Origin of the sequence: Dyella acidisoli, from assembly GCF_030160295.1 — a bacterium.
GTDB lineage: Bacteria > Pseudomonadota > Gammaproteobacteria > Xanthomonadales > Rhodanobacteraceae > Dyella_B > Dyella_B acidisoli.
The window spans coordinates 403853-419363 of sequence record NZ_BSOB01000046.1 but is presented as its reverse complement, the minus strand read 5'-3'; the positions used below and the strand labels follow the sequence as shown (position 1 = coordinate 419363).

At 60.6% G+C, this 15511-nt stretch carries 14 protein-coding genes and 1 tRNA gene; 12 read left to right on the top strand and 3 right to left on the bottom strand.

Annotated features, from left to right (window positions below; all coding sequences use genetic code 11):
* Positions 1-129: 129 nt before the first annotated feature.
* From thrS to QQJ86_RS18205, 10 genes are all read left to right on the top strand, one after another.
* Positions 130-2031 (top strand): threonine--tRNA ligase, encoded by a 1902-nt coding sequence (gene thrS / locus QQJ86_RS18250; RefSeq protein WP_284322389.1) that lies wholly within the window; start codon positions 130-132, stop codon positions 2029-2031.
* A 45-nt stretch (positions 2032-2076) separates the two neighbouring features.
* Positions 2077-2601 carry a translation initiation factor IF-3 gene (gene infC, locus QQJ86_RS18245; RefSeq protein ID WP_345782832.1) on the top strand — a complete coding sequence of 175 codons (525 nt, stop codon included), beginning with the start codon at positions 2077-2079 and terminating at the stop codon, positions 2599-2601.
* Positions 2602-2828: 227 nt separating this feature from the next.
* Positions 2829-3026 carry a 50S ribosomal protein L35 gene (rpmI, locus tag QQJ86_RS18240; protein ID WP_019467379.1) on the top strand — a complete coding sequence of 66 codons (198 nt, stop codon included), beginning with the start codon at positions 2829-2831 and terminating at the stop codon, positions 3024-3026.
* A gap of 16 nt (positions 3027-3042) precedes the next feature.
* Positions 3043-3402, top strand: a complete 360-nt coding sequence (gene rplT, locus QQJ86_RS18235; protein ID WP_128898432.1) for a 50S ribosomal protein L20 — start codon at positions 3043-3045, stop codon at positions 3400-3402.
* A 228-nt stretch (positions 3403-3630) separates the two neighbouring features.
* Positions 3631-4626, top strand: coding sequence for a phenylalanine--tRNA ligase subunit alpha (gene pheS, locus QQJ86_RS18230; RefSeq protein ID WP_284322495.1), 996 nt, complete (start codon positions 3631-3633; stop codon positions 4624-4626).
* Between the two features lie 21 nt (positions 4627-4647).
* Positions 4648-7059 carry a phenylalanine--tRNA ligase subunit beta gene (pheT, locus tag QQJ86_RS18225; RefSeq protein ID WP_284322388.1) on the top strand — a complete coding sequence of 804 codons (2412 nt, stop codon included), beginning with the start codon at positions 4648-4650 and terminating at the stop codon, positions 7057-7059.
* A gap of 1 nt (position 7060) precedes the next feature.
* Entirely contained in the window at positions 7061-7363 is a 303-nt protein-coding gene (ihfA, locus tag QQJ86_RS18220; RefSeq protein ID WP_115477488.1) for an integration host factor subunit alpha, read from the top strand.
* On the top strand, positions 7344-7700 hold the full coding sequence (locus tag QQJ86_RS18215; protein WP_115493718.1) for a MerR family transcriptional regulator: 357 nt from the start codon (positions 7344-7346) through the stop codon (positions 7698-7700). Before ihfA ends, QQJ86_RS18215 begins: the two co-directional genes overlap by 20 nt.
* Positions 7701-7758: 58 nt before the next feature.
* Positions 7759-7835 (top strand) — tRNA-Pro (locus QQJ86_RS18210).
* A 98-nt stretch (positions 7836-7933) separates the two neighbouring features.
* Positions 7934-8623 carry a hypothetical protein gene (locus QQJ86_RS18205; RefSeq protein WP_284322387.1) on the top strand — a complete coding sequence of 230 codons (690 nt, stop codon included), beginning with the start codon at positions 7934-7936 and terminating at the stop codon, positions 8621-8623.
* Positions 8624-9000: 377 nt separating this feature from the next.
* On the opposite strand, the gene QQJ86_RS18200 is transcribed toward QQJ86_RS18205, so the two are convergent.
* Both QQJ86_RS18200 and serA read right to left on the bottom strand, forming a co-directional pair.
* Positions 9001-10662, bottom strand: coding sequence for a methyl-accepting chemotaxis protein (locus QQJ86_RS18200; RefSeq protein ID WP_284322386.1), 1662 nt, complete (start codon positions 10660-10662; stop codon positions 9001-9003).
* 120 nt (positions 10663-10782) lie between these two features.
* Positions 10783-12015: a phosphoglycerate dehydrogenase gene (gene serA, locus QQJ86_RS18195; protein WP_284322385.1), complete on the bottom strand. Its 1233-nt coding sequence runs from the start codon at positions 12013-12015 to the stop codon at positions 10783-10785.
* A 110-nt stretch (positions 12016-12125) separates the two neighbouring features.
* Here serA and QQJ86_RS18190 point away from each other — a divergent pair, with 110 nt between their 5' ends.
* Positions 12126-13511 (top strand): FAD-binding oxidoreductase, encoded by a 1386-nt coding sequence (locus tag QQJ86_RS18190; RefSeq protein WP_284322384.1) that lies wholly within the window; start codon positions 12126-12128, stop codon positions 13509-13511.
* 219 nt (positions 13512-13730) lie between these two features.
* Complete coding sequence (gene pip / locus QQJ86_RS18185; protein ID WP_284322383.1) at positions 13731-14693, top strand: prolyl aminopeptidase; 963 nt, start codon at positions 13731-13733, stop codon at positions 14691-14693.
* Between the two features lie 80 nt (positions 14694-14773).
* Here the strand turns inward: pip and upp are convergent, their stop codons facing one another.
* Positions 14774-15412 (bottom strand): uracil phosphoribosyltransferase, encoded by a 639-nt coding sequence (gene upp, locus QQJ86_RS18180; RefSeq protein WP_284322382.1) that lies wholly within the window; start codon positions 15410-15412, stop codon positions 14774-14776.
* Positions 15413-15511: the final 99 nt, after the last annotated feature.

The following is a 15511-nucleotide window of genomic DNA, read 5'->3' as shown; positions in this document are numbered from 1 at the left end:
GGCCCGCGCCCACGCGCCGGTCGAGTGTGCGACATGGCAACTACGAGCTTCCAACGCTGATTCCGCCACGCCTGTCTTTTCACAAAAGGGCGCGTGTGGCGCCCTTTTGTTTTTCCGAGATCCAACTCCATGATCGAAATCACGCTCCCAGACGGCAGCAAGCGCCCCTTCGACCATCCCGTCACGGTGCAGGACGTGGCTGCCTCCATTGGCGCCGGATTGGCTAAAGCTACCTTGGCAGGCAAGGTGGACGGCAAGCTAGTAGACGCCGGCTTCACCATCGGCCACAACGCCAGCCTCGAGATCGTCACTGAGAAAAGCCCCGAAGCGCTCGAGATCCTGCGTCACTCCACGGCGCACCTGCTGGCGCAGGCCGTGCAGCGCCTGTTCCCCGGCGCGCAGGTGACGATCGGTCCGGTGATCGACAGCGGCTTCTATTACGACTTTGCCTACGAGCGCCCCTTCACGCCGGACGATCTGGTGAAGATCGAGGCGGAGATGGAAACGATCGTGAAAGAGCAGCTGCCCGTCACGCGCAGCGTGAAGTCGCGCGACGATGCAGTCACGTTCTTCCGCGGCCTTGGCGAGGCGTATAAGGCCGAGATCATCGAGAGCATTCCGTCCAATGAGGAGCTTTCGCTCTACACGCAAGGCGAATTCACGGACCTGTGCCGTGGCCCGCACGTACCCAATACCGGCAAGCTGCGCGCGTTCAAGCTGATGAAGGTGGCTGGCGCCTATTGGCGCGGCGATTCCAACAACGCGATGCTCACGCGCATCTACGGTACAGCGTGGTTGAACGACAAGGATCTGAAAGCCCACCTGCATCAGCTCGAAGAAGCCGAGAAGCGCGACCATCGCAAGATCGGCAAGGCGCTGGACTTGTTCCACCAGCAGGAAGAAGCGCCTGGCATGGTGTTCTGGCATCCGAATGGCTGGGCCATCTGGCAGACGGTGGAGCAGTACGTGCGTGGCGTGTACCGCAAGAGCGGTTACCGGGAAGTGCGCGGCCCGCAGATCATGGATGTGAGCCTGTGGAAGAAGTCCGGCCACTGGGACAACTACCAGGAAAACATGTTCTTTACGGAATCGGAAAAGCGCACGTATGCGCTCAAGCCGATGAATTGCCCCGGCCACGTGCAGATCTACAACACGTCGCTGCACAGCTATCGTGACCTGCCGATCCGCTACGGCGAATTCGGCGGATGCCATCGCAACGAGCCCTCGGGTGCCTTGCACGGCATCATGCGCGTGCGCGCCTTCACGCAGGACGACGGTCACATCTTCTGCACGGAAGAGCAGATTGAATCGGAGGTCACTGCGTTCCACCAGCAGGCCATGCAGGTGTACGCCGACTTCGGCTTCGAAGACATTGCCTTGAAGATCGCCATGCGTCCCGACAAGCGCCTCGGCAGCGACGACGTGTGGGATCGCGCCGAGAACGCCCTGCGTGCCGCGCTGCGTTCGGCCGGTGTGCAATGGGAAGAGTTGCCGGGCGAAGGTGCGTTCTATGGCCCGAAGATCGAGTACCACATGAAGGATTCGATCGGACGCGCCTGGCAGGTCGGCACCATGCAGGTGGATTTCATGATGCCGGAGCGTCTAGGCGCCGAATACGTGGACGAGCACAGCCAGCGCCGGCACCCGGTGATGCTGCATCGGGCCATCGTGGGTTCGATGGAACGCTTCATCGGCATCCTGATCGAGCATCATGCCGGCAATCTGCCCGCCTGGCTGGCGCCGGTGCAGGCGCAGGTCTTCAGCATTACAGATGCGCAGTCCGACTATGTCCGCGAGGTGGCGCAAGCCCTTGTCGATAAAGGCTTCCGCGTGCACGCCGATTTGCGCAACGAAAAGGTCGGCTATAAAATCCGCGAACATACGCTTCAGAAAGTGCCCTACCTGCTTGTGGTCGGCGATCGCGAAAAGGCTTCGGGGGCTGTTTCTGTGCGTACGCGCTCGGGCGAAGACCTTGGCAGCATGCCGCTGGCCAGCTTCATCGAACGCCTGGAGACCGAGACACGGCGCTGATGCCGCCGTCCGGCCAAACTGAAACATCTTCTGGAGGATAGTGGTATCGCCACCACAGAAACTAAGGGTAACCGCCGCAACCATGAAATCCGCGTACCTCGCGTGCGCGTGATTGGACCGGATTCCGAACAGCTCGGCATCCTGACTCGCGACGAGGCGCTGCGCGCCGCCGAGGAGGCGGGGCTCGACTTGGTCGAGATTCAGCCGAACGGCGACCCACCGGTCTGTCGAATCATGGACTACGGCAAGTTCAAGTTCGAAGCCCAGAAGAAGGCCCAGGCCGCCAAGAAGAAGCAGAAGCAGGTCGAGATCAAGGAAGTGAAGTTCCGTCCGGTCACGGACGTGGGCGACTACCAGATCAAGCTGCGCAACATGCTTCGCTTCCTGGAAGAAGGCGACAAGGTCAAGGTCACCATCCGCTTCCGCGGCCGCGAGATGTCCCACCAGGACCTCGGCCAGGATCTCGCCAAGCGCATCCAGGAGGATGTGGGTGAGACCGGGGTGGTTGAGTCCTTCCCGCGCCTGGAAGGGCGCCAGATGGTGATGATGATCGGGCCGAAGAAGAAGTAAGTCCGCTCGTTTTTCCCCTCTCTCCATCGGGGAGAGGGGCCAAATGCTGCACGTTGGGCTGGTTTTAAGTAACCAACCTCCGTATAATCGCCGGTTCGACCCGCAAGGAAGGGTCGTGAACCGATCATGGCAGGACGGAAAGCGTGGCCTTTAGGGACCACCGCCAGATCAGTCAGAAACCGGGGCTGCTCTTCATTGAGCAGGCATCCCCATCAAGGAGCACTCAAATGCCCAAGATCAAGACCAACCGCGCGGCGGCGAAGCGTTTTCGCAAGACCGCGTCCGGCAAGTTCAAGGCCGGTCATGCGTTCAAGTCGCACATTCTGACCAAGAAGTCGACCAAGCGTAAGCGCAACCTGCGCGCCACCAACCACGTCAAGGCTTGCGACACCAAGGGTGTAGCACGCATGTTGCCGTATCTCTAAGGCGGAGGACTAAACCATGGCTCGTGTAAAGCGTGGCGTTACCGCCCGTCGTCGTCATAAGAAAATCATTGGCCGTGCGAAGGGCTACTACAACGCCCGTCGCAAGGTCTTCCGCGTTGCCAACCAGGCCGTCATCAAGGCCGGTCAATACGCTTATATCGGCCGCAAGCAGAAGAAGCGCCAGTTCCGCGCCCTGTGGATCGTGCGTATCAATGCTGCTGCCCGTCAGTTCGGTCTGTCCTACAGCCGCCTGATCAACGGTCTTGCCAAGGCCGGTATCACGGTGGACCGCAAAGTGCTGGCTGACATCGCCGTGCACGACATCAAGGCGTTTGGGGCCATCGCGGAAAAGGCGAAGGCCAGTCTGGCCGCTTGATCGTCAAACACTGACGAAATGATGTGAATCAAGCGGGGAGAAGGCCTTAAGCCTTCTCCCCGTTTTTATTTGAGCTTCTGTTAGAAAGCACAGATACCTATTCATCGCGGTGATTTCTTTGTGCCGTCATTCCCGCGAAAGCGGGAATAACGGCAAGGCAAGATGAAGTCTTGTGATGCGGTAGACAGGGAGAGGCTAATCAACATGAACCAAGCCGAGACCACATCGATGGAAGACCTCGACACCCGCGCCACTCAGGCGCTGGCGGAAATCGACAAGACCGACACGCTCGACACGCTCGACGCGTTGCGCGTAAGTCTGCTTGGCAAGAGCGGCATCGTCACTGCCGCACTGAAAGCGCTGGGCACGCTGTCGCCTGAAGATCGCAAAGCGCGTGGTGCTGAAGTGAATCGTCTGAAGGAACGTCTCAACGACGCGCTGGCTGCACGCAAGCAGACGCTGGAACAAGCCGAGCTAGATCATCGCCTTGCTTCAGAGAAACTCGACATCAGCATGCCTGGTCGCAACGGCGAACGTGGCGGCATCCATCCGATCACGCGCGCCCTCGAACGCATCGCCGCGATTTTCGCGCGCCTCGGTTATCAACGCGCCGACGGCCCCGAAATCGAAGACGACTGGCACAACTTCGAGGCGTTGAATTTCCCACCGCATCATCCGGCGCGTGCGATGCACGACACGTTCTACTTCGGTGACGGGCGCCTGCTGCGCACGCATACCTCGCCGGTGCAGATCCGCTCGATGAAAGGCCGGCAACCCCCGATCCGCATCATCGCGCCGGGCAAGGTGTATCGCAGCGATTCGGATCAGACGCACTCGCCGATGTTCCATCAGATCGAGGGTTTGCTGGTGGACGAAACTTCCAGCTTCGCCGATCTGAAAGGCACGCTGGCCGAATTCATCCGCGCCTTCTTCGAGCGCGATTTCGAAATGCGCTTCCGTCCCAGCTATTTCCCTTTCACCGAGCCCTCGGCCGAAGTGGATATCCGCTGGGATGCTGAAGACGGCAGCACGCGTTGGCTGGAAGTACTTGGCTGCGGCATGGTGCATCCGAACGTGCTGCAGAACTGCGGTATCGATCCGGAGCGCTACACCGGCTTTGCCTTCGGCCTTGGCGTCGAGCGTTTCGCCATGCTGCGTTATGGCGTTTCCGATCTGCGCGCGTTCTTCGAGAACGATCTGCGCTTCCTCAAGCAATTCGCGTAAACGCAGCAGGAATCGATACGCATGAAATTCTCCGAAAATTGGCTGCGTCACCATGTTCCGACCCGCGCTTCGCGCGACGAACTTGCTGCGACGCTGACGGCAATCGGCCTGGAGGTCGAAGACGTCACTCCATTGGGCAACTCACTTGATGGCGTGATCGTTGCGCGCATCATTAGCGCTCAGAAACACCCAGAGGCCGATCGCTTGCAGGTCTGTGAAGTGGACACGGGCAACGGCGTCGTCCAGATCGTCTGCGGAGCCGCCAATGCCCGTGCTGGCCTGGTCGCTCCGTTGGCAATCGTTGGCGCCAACCTGCCTGGCGGCATCGCGATCAAGGCGGCGAAGCTGCGCGGGGTTGAATCGTTCGGCATGCTTTGCTCGGCCAAGGAGTTGGGCGTCGATCCCGATGCGTCGGGCCTGCTCGAACTCCCCGCCGATGCGCCGATTGGAACGCAGTTGGCGACGTACCTCGGTCTGCCGGATGCCAGTATCGAAATCAAACTTACGCCTAACCGTGCGGATTGCTTCAGCGTGCGTGGTATCGCATTCGATGTCGCTGCAGCGCTGGGTAGCGAGGTGATCCCGCTCGATCGGGCGTCGATGCCGGTCCAGAGCGATGCCACGATGAAGGTCGTGCTCGATGCGGGTCCGCGCGTGCCCCGCTTTGCGGGTCGGGTCATCGACATCGTGAACGCCAAAGTCGAAACACCCGTGTGGATGGCCGAGCGGTTGCGTCGCAGTGGCTTGCGTCCGATCAGCTTTCTCGTCGACGTCACGCAGTACGTCATGCTGGAGCTTGGCCAGCCCATGCATGCCTTCGACAAAGATAAGCTGGACGGCGAGATTGTCGTGCGTGCTGCGCGTGCGCGCGAACCACTCGCGTTGCTTGACGGCCGTACCGTCGAGCTGGATGAAGACTTTCTCGTGGTTTCCGATAGCCGTGGCGGCAGAGGAGAACGTGCCGTTGCGCTTGGCGGGATCATGGGGGGATTGGATACACGGGTCACTGACGACACGCGCAGCGTCTTTCTGGAAGCCGCGCACTGGATTCCCTCGGCCATCATTGGCCGCAGCCGCAAGCTGGGTATGCATACCGATGCCGCGCACCGCTTCGAACGCGGCGTCGATCCGGAACTGCCTGGCATCGCCGTCGAATATGCGACGCGACTGATCCTTGAGATCGCCGGCGGTGTCCCCGGTCCGCTGACGGACGTTACATTGCCGGAACACTTGCAGTCGCCGAAGCCGATCCTCCTGCGCCGAGCGCGGCTGGCGCGCGTGCTTGGCTTGACCGTCGCCGATGACGAAGTCGTGCGTATCTTCACGGCGCTCGGCATGAAGGTCGAACCGTTGGCGGATGGTTGGCACATCACCGCGCCTAGTCGCCGCTTTGACATCGAGCGCGAGGAAGACCTGATCGAAGAGGTTGCGCGCATCCACGGCTATGAAAACATTCCCACGCACACGCCGGCCGGCGCGCTGACGCTCGCCGCGGAACCCGAAGCCCGCCTCAATGAGCTGGCTGTGCGCGAGCAACTGGCGGCGCGCGACTACTACGAAGCGGTGAACCTTGCCTTCATCAGTAATGACGTGCTTCAGCGCTGGGGCATGACTGAGCAGTTGGTGCCGCTGGCCAATCCGCTTTCGGCGGACTTGGCCGTGATGCGTCCATCTCTATTGCCGGGCCTGATCGCGGCGTTGTCGCACAACCGTGCCCGCCAACAGGAGCGGGTGCGCCTGTTCGAGCTGGGCCGCACGTTCCGCATCAGCGAAGAGGCCGCTGCAAGCAAGGACGCGCCGACCGAGACGCCTGCGTTGGCCATGGTGGCTTGCGGTACGGCGCGCGCCGAACAATGGGGTGCGGCTGCCCGATCGCTCGATTTCTTCGACCTCAAGGGCGATCTGGATGCCTTGATTGCATGGGGCGGCGAACCCCAGCGCTGGGCCGTCCACGCTGATGGCTTACCTGGGTGGCTGCATCCCGGCCGCTCGGCACGCGTTACACGTGATGGCCAGACGGTCGGTTACCTCGGCGCACTGCACCCTCGCTTGGCCAAAGTCCTGGACCTCGGGCCGGACGTGCATGTGCTCGAACTGGCTCTGGAGCCCCTGCTTGGCCGCCGTCTGCCAAAGGCTCAGCCGGTACCCCGTTTCCCATCCGTACGCCGGGACATCGCCGTTGACGTTCCTGAACAGGTAAGCTGGTCACAGATTGAGCAAGCCGTTCGCGCCACCCTGGGCACGACCCTGGCAGACCTGCGGCTGTTCGATCGCTATAGCGGGAAGGGGGTCGAAGCGGGCCGAAAGAGTCTCGCTATGGGCTTGATTTTGCAGGACGCTTCACGCACCCTTACTGACGACGACGCGGACAACTGCGTACGAAATGCGGTGTCTGCGTTGGAGGCTGCATGCGAGGCGAAATTGCGAGGGTAAGATGGCGGCGCTGACAAAGGCGGAGATGGCAGAGCGCCTCTTCCTCGAGGTGGGCCTTAACAAACGTGAAGCCAAAGAGTTCGTGGACGCCTACTTCGAGGTCGTCCGTGAAGCTTTGGAAAGGGGCGAGCAGGTCAAGCTGTCCGGCTTCGGCAACTTCGACCTGCGGCAGAAGAACCAGCGACCGGGGCGTAATCCCAAGACCGGCGAGGAGATCCCCATCTCCGCCCGCCGTGTGGTGACGTTCCGGCCAGGACAAAAACTCAAGGTGAGAGTCGAGGGCTATGCTGGATCAGGGGAATAACACCGAGCTGCCCGCCATCCCGGCCAAGCGCTACTTCACCATTGGTGAGGTCAGCGAGTTGTGCGGCGTGAAGCCCCATGTGCTGCGCTATTGGGAGCAGGAATTTCCTGCGCTCAACCCGGTCAAGCGTCGCGGCAACCGCCGCTATTATCAGCGCCACGACGTGCTGATGATCCGGCAGATCCGCTCGTTGCTGTACGACGAAGGCTTCACCATCACCGGTGCGCGTGCGCGCCTGGAAGGCCCGCAGGCCCGGATGGAAGCCAGCATGTCGCACCAAATCGTGCGTCAGGTACGCATGGAGCTGGAAGAAGTGCTGGCGCTGTTGCGTCGCTGAGCCCACCTACCGGCATGCGTGCCGGTACTGCTACAATTTCCATCTTTGCTGGATCAGTCGGGGCGTAGCGCAGCCTGGTAGCGCATTTGCCTGGGGGGCAAAGGGTCGTCGGTTCGAATCCGGCCGCCCCGACCAATTCAGAAAATCGACAAGCGGCGCCTCGGGCGCCGTTTTTCGTTTCCGGCTGCTAGTCTCGCGCGAACGCACCACCGCGCAGATCAGGAGTCATCGCCATGCAGTCGAACACCTGTCATCCGAACGCCCCGCACGAGAAGCTGAAAACGCCTGACTGGTATATCTCCTCCCTCATGCTGGATCGCGCGCTCGACGCCATCCTGCGCCGGGTGAAGAAGTTCGACCGCAAACACGACATTCCCTATCTTGCCGGCTACAGCCAGGATGGCAAGACCATCTACATCGATCGCCACCTGCCTAATTCCTTCATTTTCCGTGGGCGCACTGTCGAAGTGGATCGCTTTTTGATCCTGCATGAGGAAGTTGAGAAAACCTTGATCGATCAACTCGGCCTGCACTACCTGCACGCCCATCAGATTGCCACGCGCGCTGAGGAAGCCGCCGTGCACGCACAGCGCATCACCTGGAAGGCCTACGACCGTTTCATGCAGAAATACGTGAAGCGCATTGGTGACGAACGCCTGACAAAAGTGCCTGACGATCTCGACCTAAAACCGTATCGCGATTATCACGACTACGATTTGCTACGCCGAATGGAACAGCATCTAGCACGCGACGCGGTACCCGCTGGCGTAAAGAAGGCAGAACTGCAAAGTTACGCGGCCGCATTTCGCGAAGAGCAGCGCGTGAGCAAGCAGCATGTGACGGCTGATGACGCCGTCAGGTCCACTCGCAAGCGTACGGCTACCATGAAGAAGACTGTTAAGCGCGTTCGACAAGGCACATAGAGCCAGGATTTTGCCTCAGCGTCATTCCGGTCTTCGCTCACTGCTGTCCGGGAAAGTTTACAGCGCCTGCCCCTCTCCCTTCGGGAGAGGGGTTGGGGTGAGGGTACGATCAGCGCGTGATGGCAAAACTTGCGGGAGAAATGGGCGCCACGCTTCGTCCGAACCCCCCACCCGCCTCTCGGCACCCCCGATCGGGTCGGGGGCAGGCTCCTCTCCTGGAGGGAGAGGGGCTCACTCAGTGAGTTTTCGAGTCGCCGCACATCAAGCAGTGCCTCCAAGGCCAATGTGCAGCTGAGTTTCTGCTGATCGCAGAAATTTTCCCCGAACAGTCGAGGATCTTTGCTGGAATGACGCTCAGGTACGACAGTGCATGGTGATCAGGCCACTTCCAACTGAGGACGCGACAGCAGCTTTGACTCAACCTGATGCGACATCGGCGCCGTGGAATGGCTGGTCGCTTCTTTCCCACCAAGCTTAAAGAACTCCACGCTTTCGACCAGCGAACGCGCACGCACCTGCACGGTATCGGCTGCGGCAGCTGCTTCCTCCACCAGTGCAGCATTGTTTTGTGTGACTTCATCCATCTGGTGCACGGCGCGATTCACCTGCTGGATGCTGCTCGCCTGTTCCATGCTCAGCGTGGCGATGGCGTCCACCGTCTTGGTGACGTCGTCGACGCTGTTAAGCAATTTGCCAACCATCGATTCAGCATGGCTGATGCTTTGCGTGCCGCTTGCAATGATGGCGACGGATTCTTCAATGAGGGCGCGGATCTCGCGCGACGCTGTGCGCGAATTGCGTGCCAGTCCCTGCACCTCGGCTGCGACGATGTTGAAGCCTTTGCCCGCCTCACCGGCACGCGCCGCTTCCACTGATGCATTGAGCGCGAGAATGTGGGTCTGCGTGGCAATGCGATCCATCGTTTCGGTGATTTCGGTAATGCGGCCTGCCACGTTTTGCACCTGGGTCATGGCATCCACTGCTTCGGACATCGCCGCGCCGCTCTGGAGCGCAATGTGCGAAGCGGACTCAGCCAAGCGGCTAGCCTCATGGGCGCGCATCGCGTTGGTATTCACGCTGGTCGTGAATTCCTGCATCGACGATGATGTTTCCTCCAGCGCGGCAGCTTGTTCGCTGGTGCGCGCTGAGAGATCCTGATTACCCACGGCGATCTGCCGGGTGGACGCGGAGATTTCGGTGGAGCCCGCGCGAATGACACTCACCACGTTGCGAAGTTGTTTGTTCATCACGCCCAGTGCAGAGAGCAACCGACCGGTTTCGTCGCGGCTCGTTGCAATCACCTCGGTAGAGAGATCACCTTCCGCAACGGCCTGCGCGACCTTCACGGCGTGCCCCAGTGGCGCGGTGATGCTGTAAGCCAGCAGCCAGACTAACAAAGCTCCCGCGACCATCGCGCATAACACCACCGTGGCCAGCAGCATGCATGCCTCGCTGAATGCCGTACGGCTCTGGGTATCGATGCGCTTTGACGCGTCGTCGGCCTCTTTCTTCATGCCGGCGACCAGCGCGTCGATGGCCGTGGTGGGCGCGCGATCAATGCCGGCGACCAGGCCGTCGACAACGTGCACGCTCTTTTCGTCCTTGGCATCGTAATGCTGGATGGCGACGAGATATTTCTCGCCGAGTTCGGCGTGCGTGGCCACGGCATTGTCCACGCCGCCTGTGTCGAGGCCGAGCTCGGCCATTTGATGCTTGAGCGTGGCCAGGTCGGTATCGACGGCATGCGCCTGTGCGAGGAAGGCATCGCGGTATTTCTTGAACTTCTCAGCATCCGCGCCGCGCAGCAGCAGATCTTTCCACTCCTGCACTTGTTTCTTGAAATCGACTTGCGCAACGCGAGCGGTATCGACCGCCGCAGCAAACTGTGCCGCAGTTTCGGCGGAACGAACCTGCAGATCATGGGTGCGGACGAGCCCGCGCCAGCCGCCGAAACCGACGATAACCGTGGCTGCCAGCATCACGATGCCAAGCAGGCCGAGACGGGCGGCGATGGGGAAATCACGAAACCGAAAACGCATGGGAAAACCGCATAAGAAAACGCCGAGGTATAGAAAATATCGGCATAAATGCGGTTTTCTTGAGTATGTGGCGGTCAGGCCCGGCTTGTAGCTAGGGTCCCTGGGCCTGACGCCAGTGCTTCAATACAGCACGCGCGCGCGCAGAGTGCCAGGAATCGCCGCCAGCTTCTCCTTCAGCGAAGCCGCCTGATGTTCATCGGCGGACACGTCGATCACGACATAGCCCACGTCCGCGCTGGTCTGCAAGAACTGCGCGTCGATGTTCATGTTGCCCGCGGAGAACAGTTCGTTGATACGCGAAAGCACGCCCGGCATGTTGCGATGGATGTGCAGCAAGCGACGGCTGCGCGGGTGTTCAGGCAGAGTGACTTCGGGGAAGTTGACGGCAGAGAGCGTCGAGCCGTTGTCGCTGTAGCGCACCAGCTTGCTGGCCACTTCGATGCCGATATTCTCCTGCGCTTCGAGCGTGCTGCCGCCGATGTGCGGAGTGAGGATGACGTTGTCCATGCCGATCAGCGGCGACACGAATGGATCGTCATTACCCTTCGGTTCCGCCGGGAACACATCGATCGCCGCGCCACCCACATGTTCGTTGCGCAATGCTTCCGCCAGTGCATCGATGTCCACCACCGTGCCGCGCGAAGCATTGATCAGCAAGGCGCCGTTGCGCATCTTCGACAGCTCGTTGCGGCCGATCATCAGCTTCGTGGAAGGCGTTTCCGGTACGTGCAGCGTGACAACGTCTGATCGTTCTAGCAGATCGTCCAGGCCGGCAGCAGCGCGTGCATTGCCCAGCGACAGCTTGGCTTCGATATCGTGGAAGATCACGCGCATGCCGAGACTTTCAGCGAGCACGCCAACCTGCGTGCCAATGTGCCCGTAGCCGACGATGCCGATCACCTTGTCGCGCACCTCGAAACTGCCGGCAGCCGATTTGGTCCAACCACCGCGATGGCATAGCGCGTTCTTTTGCGGAATACCGCGCAACAGCATGATCGCTTCCGCGATGACCAGTTCCGCCACGCTGCGCGTATTGGAGTAGGGCGCATTGAACACCGGAATGCCAAGCTGCCCCGCGGCCGTGAGATCTACCTGGTTCGTGCCGATGCAATAGCAGCCCACTGCAATCAAACGCTTGGCGTGTTCCAGTACGTCGGCGGTGAGATGCGTGCGTGAGCGAATGCCGATGATGTGCGCATCGGCGATGCGCGCATTCAATTCGTCCTCCGGCAAGGATTTGGCGTGATACTCGATCTGGCTGTAACCCGCGCGCTGGAACGTTTCCACTGCCGTACGGCTCACACCTTCGAGCAGCAGTACCTTGATGTCTTGCTTGGGGAACGAAGTCTTCATGAGAGCGTCGTATTTGGATGTCCAAACACTATGCCAGATTTTGTCGCGTCGCAGCACTAGACGTGCAGAGCAGGCACTGGCACGCTGGGAGCTTCCCTCCCGGAGCCGCCATGAATCCGCAAGCCCTCGCCGATCTTTCCAGCCGCCTGCCCGAGCTGCGCCTGCTCACCGAGCCCGGCGACCTGGAACACTACGGCCGGGACTGGACGCGGCGCTGGACCCCGGCCCCGCTGGCCATCGCGCTGCCGGCGTCGATCGAGGAAGTGCAGGGCATCGTGCGCTGGGCCAACCAGCACCACGTGGCCATCGTGCCATCCGGCGGCCGCACAGGCCTCTCCGGTGGCGCCGTGGCGGCGAACGGCGAATTGGTGCTGAGCCTGGCGCGCATGAACCGGGTGCTGGGTTTCGATGTGGTCGATCGCACGCTGACCGTGCAGCCCGGTATATCGCTGGAGGCCGTGCACACGGTGGCGCGGGAGCACGACCTGATCTACCCGGTGGATTTCGCTGCGCGCGGTTCCTGTTCTATCGGCGGCAATATCGCGACCAATGCCGGCGGCATCCGAGTGATCCGCTATGGCAATACGCGTGAGTGGATTGCCGGCCTCAAGGTCGTGGCCGGCAATGGCGAGTTGCTCGATCTCAATCGCGGGTTGATCAAAAACTCCAGTGGTTATGACTTACGGCAATTAATGATCGGCTCGGAAGGCACGCTCGGCATTGTGGTGGAAGCGACGCTGCGCCTCACTGATCCGCCGCCCGCCTCGCAAGTCATGCTTCTGGCCTTGCCGGACATGGATGCGTTGATGCAGGTGTTTGCGCTGTTCCGCGCACGATTGTCGCTGCAGGCATTCGAGTTCTTCACCGATGTCGCGCTGAAACACGTGTTGGCACACGGTGCCCAGCGTGCGATCGATGGCGATTATCCGTATTACGTGGTTACCGAATTCGATGCCACGGACGAACGCGCACAGGAAGAAGCATTGTCGGTGTTCGAGCAAGGTGTCGAGCAGGGATGTATCGCCGATGGCGTGATGGCGCAAAGCGATGCGCAAGCTGCCGCGCTGTGGCGTTTGCGCGAAGGCATCACGGAGAGCCTTGCCGCACACAAGCCCTATAAAAACGATATTTCCGTGCGCATCGGCGCCGTGCCGGGATTTCTGCAAGAAATACAAGCGTTGCTGACGCGTGAATATCCGCAGATGGAAGTCGTGTGGTTTGGCCATATCGGGGATGGCAATCTGCACATTAATGTACTGAAGCCCGCTTCGCTGGCCGATGCGGAATTCATCGCGCAATGCGAGCATGTCACCAAATTGCTGGCCGAAACGCTGCAGCGTCACGGCGGCAGTATTTCTGCCGAACACGGCATTGGCTTGGTGAAGCGTGCGTATCTTGAAAGCACGCGCAGTGCGGCGGAGATCGCCTTGATGCGCGGAGTGAAAGTGGTGTTTGATCCGAACGGGATCTTGAATCCGGGTAAGTTGTTTGCCTGAGCGTCTACCTAGCTCCCTCCTCTACGTGTAGTAGGGTAGGGGTGGGGTGAAGCAAACTTGCGGTGAACTCAAACATCGCAGCAAGCTCAAGCAACCCCACCCCAACCCTCTCCTGTCAAACAGGGGAGGGAGTCAAATCTCGCGCAGGTTTATCGAGCTTGGGTTGCACACCACTCCCCCGTACCATGTGCCTTCCCCAACCTAAGGCTGCCGAAGACCATGTCCCAGCATCGCCGTACCTTGTACCCCGAGATCGAGCCCTACGATGTCGGCCAGCTCAAGGTCTCCGACCTGCACACGCTCTACTACGAGCAAAGCGGCAACCCGAACGGCAAGCCGGTGGTGTTTCTGCATGGCGGCCCGGGTGGTGGCACCAATCCCAAATGCCGCCGTTTCTTCGATCCGGCGATCTATCGCATCGTGCTCTTCGATCAGCGCGGCTGTGGTAAATCCACGCCGCATGCAGAGCTGACAGACAACACCACCTGGCATCTGGTCGCTGATATCGAGCGCCTGCGTGAGCATCTCGGCATCGCGCGCTGGCAGGTGTTCGGTGGTTCGTGGGGTTCCACGCTATCGCTCGCCTATGCGCAAACGCATCCGGACAAAGTGACCGAATTGGTGTTGCGCGGCATCTTCATGCTGCGTCGCTGGGAGCTGGAATGGTTCTACCAGAAAGGTTGCGACGCGCTGTATCCGGATGCCTGGGAGCCGTTTCTCGCTGCGATTCCTGAGGTCGAGCGTGGTGATCTGATGAGTGCCTATCATCGGCGTCTAACCAGTGCGGATTCGCAGGTTCGCCTGGACGCCGCGCGCGCCTGGTCGGTGTGGGAGGGTGCGACGAGTTTCCTCTATCAGGACGAGGCATACATTCATAACAGTGGCGAGGACGAATTCGCCCTCGCATTTGCACGCATCGAATGCCACTACTTCGTGCACGGTGGCTTTTTTGAACACGATGATCAGCTGTTACGTAATGTGGATCGCATCCGGCGTATTCCGACGGTGATCGTGCAAGGCCGTTACGATGTGGTGTGCCCGATGCGTAGTGCGTGGGATCTGCATCGTGCATGGCCGGAGTCGGACCTGCGTGTTGTGCAGGATGCGGGGCATTCGGCGTTTGAGCCCGGGATTACGCACGAGTTGATTGAAGCGACGGATCGTTTCGCTCGGCGTACTTGATGTAGGTTGGGGTGCAAACCCCAACATCCGTAATGTTCATACATGGCGATGTTGGGGTTTGCACCTCAACCTACGGGGCGTCACGCGGGCAGCTGCTTCGTTCCGAAAATCTTGTCCCCCGCATCGCCTAGCCCCGGCAGGATGTAGCCGTGCTCATTGAGCCGCTCATCGATCGCCGCGGTGTAAATCTCCACATCCGGATGCGTCGCCTCGATGTGCTTCAAGCCTTCTGGCGCCGCTACCAGGAACAACCCTTTAATGCGCTTGCAGCCGGCCGCCTTGAGCATGTCCACCGTGGCGACCAAGGTGCCGGCGGTGGCCAGCATCGGGTCGACGATCAACGCGATGCGCTCGTCCATGCGGCCGGTGAGCTTCTCGTAATAGGTGATCGGCTGCAGCGTCTGCTCGTCGCGTTGAAGACCTACCACGCTCACCTTTGCCGAGGGAATCAGTTCCAGCACGCCGGGCAGCATCCCTAAGCCTGCGCGCAGGATCGGCACGATGGTGATCTTCTTGCCTTTGATTCGCTGCACGCGCACCGGGCCGGCCCAACCATCGATCTGTGTTTCGACGGTTTCCAGATCCTTGGTGGCCTCGTAGGTGAGCAGCGAGCCGACTTCCGAAGCCAGTTCGCGAAATTCCTTGGTGCTGATGCCGGCGCGGCGCATAAGGCCGAGCTTGTGCTGAATCAGAGGATGGCGGACTTCGATGATCTTCATGCGGCAGCGATGCGAAGGAAGTGAAGTGCCGCAAGCATAGCCGGAAATGAAAAAGGCGCCGCCATGCCTGGCAGCGCCTTGAAACGTTCGTGAGCCCCG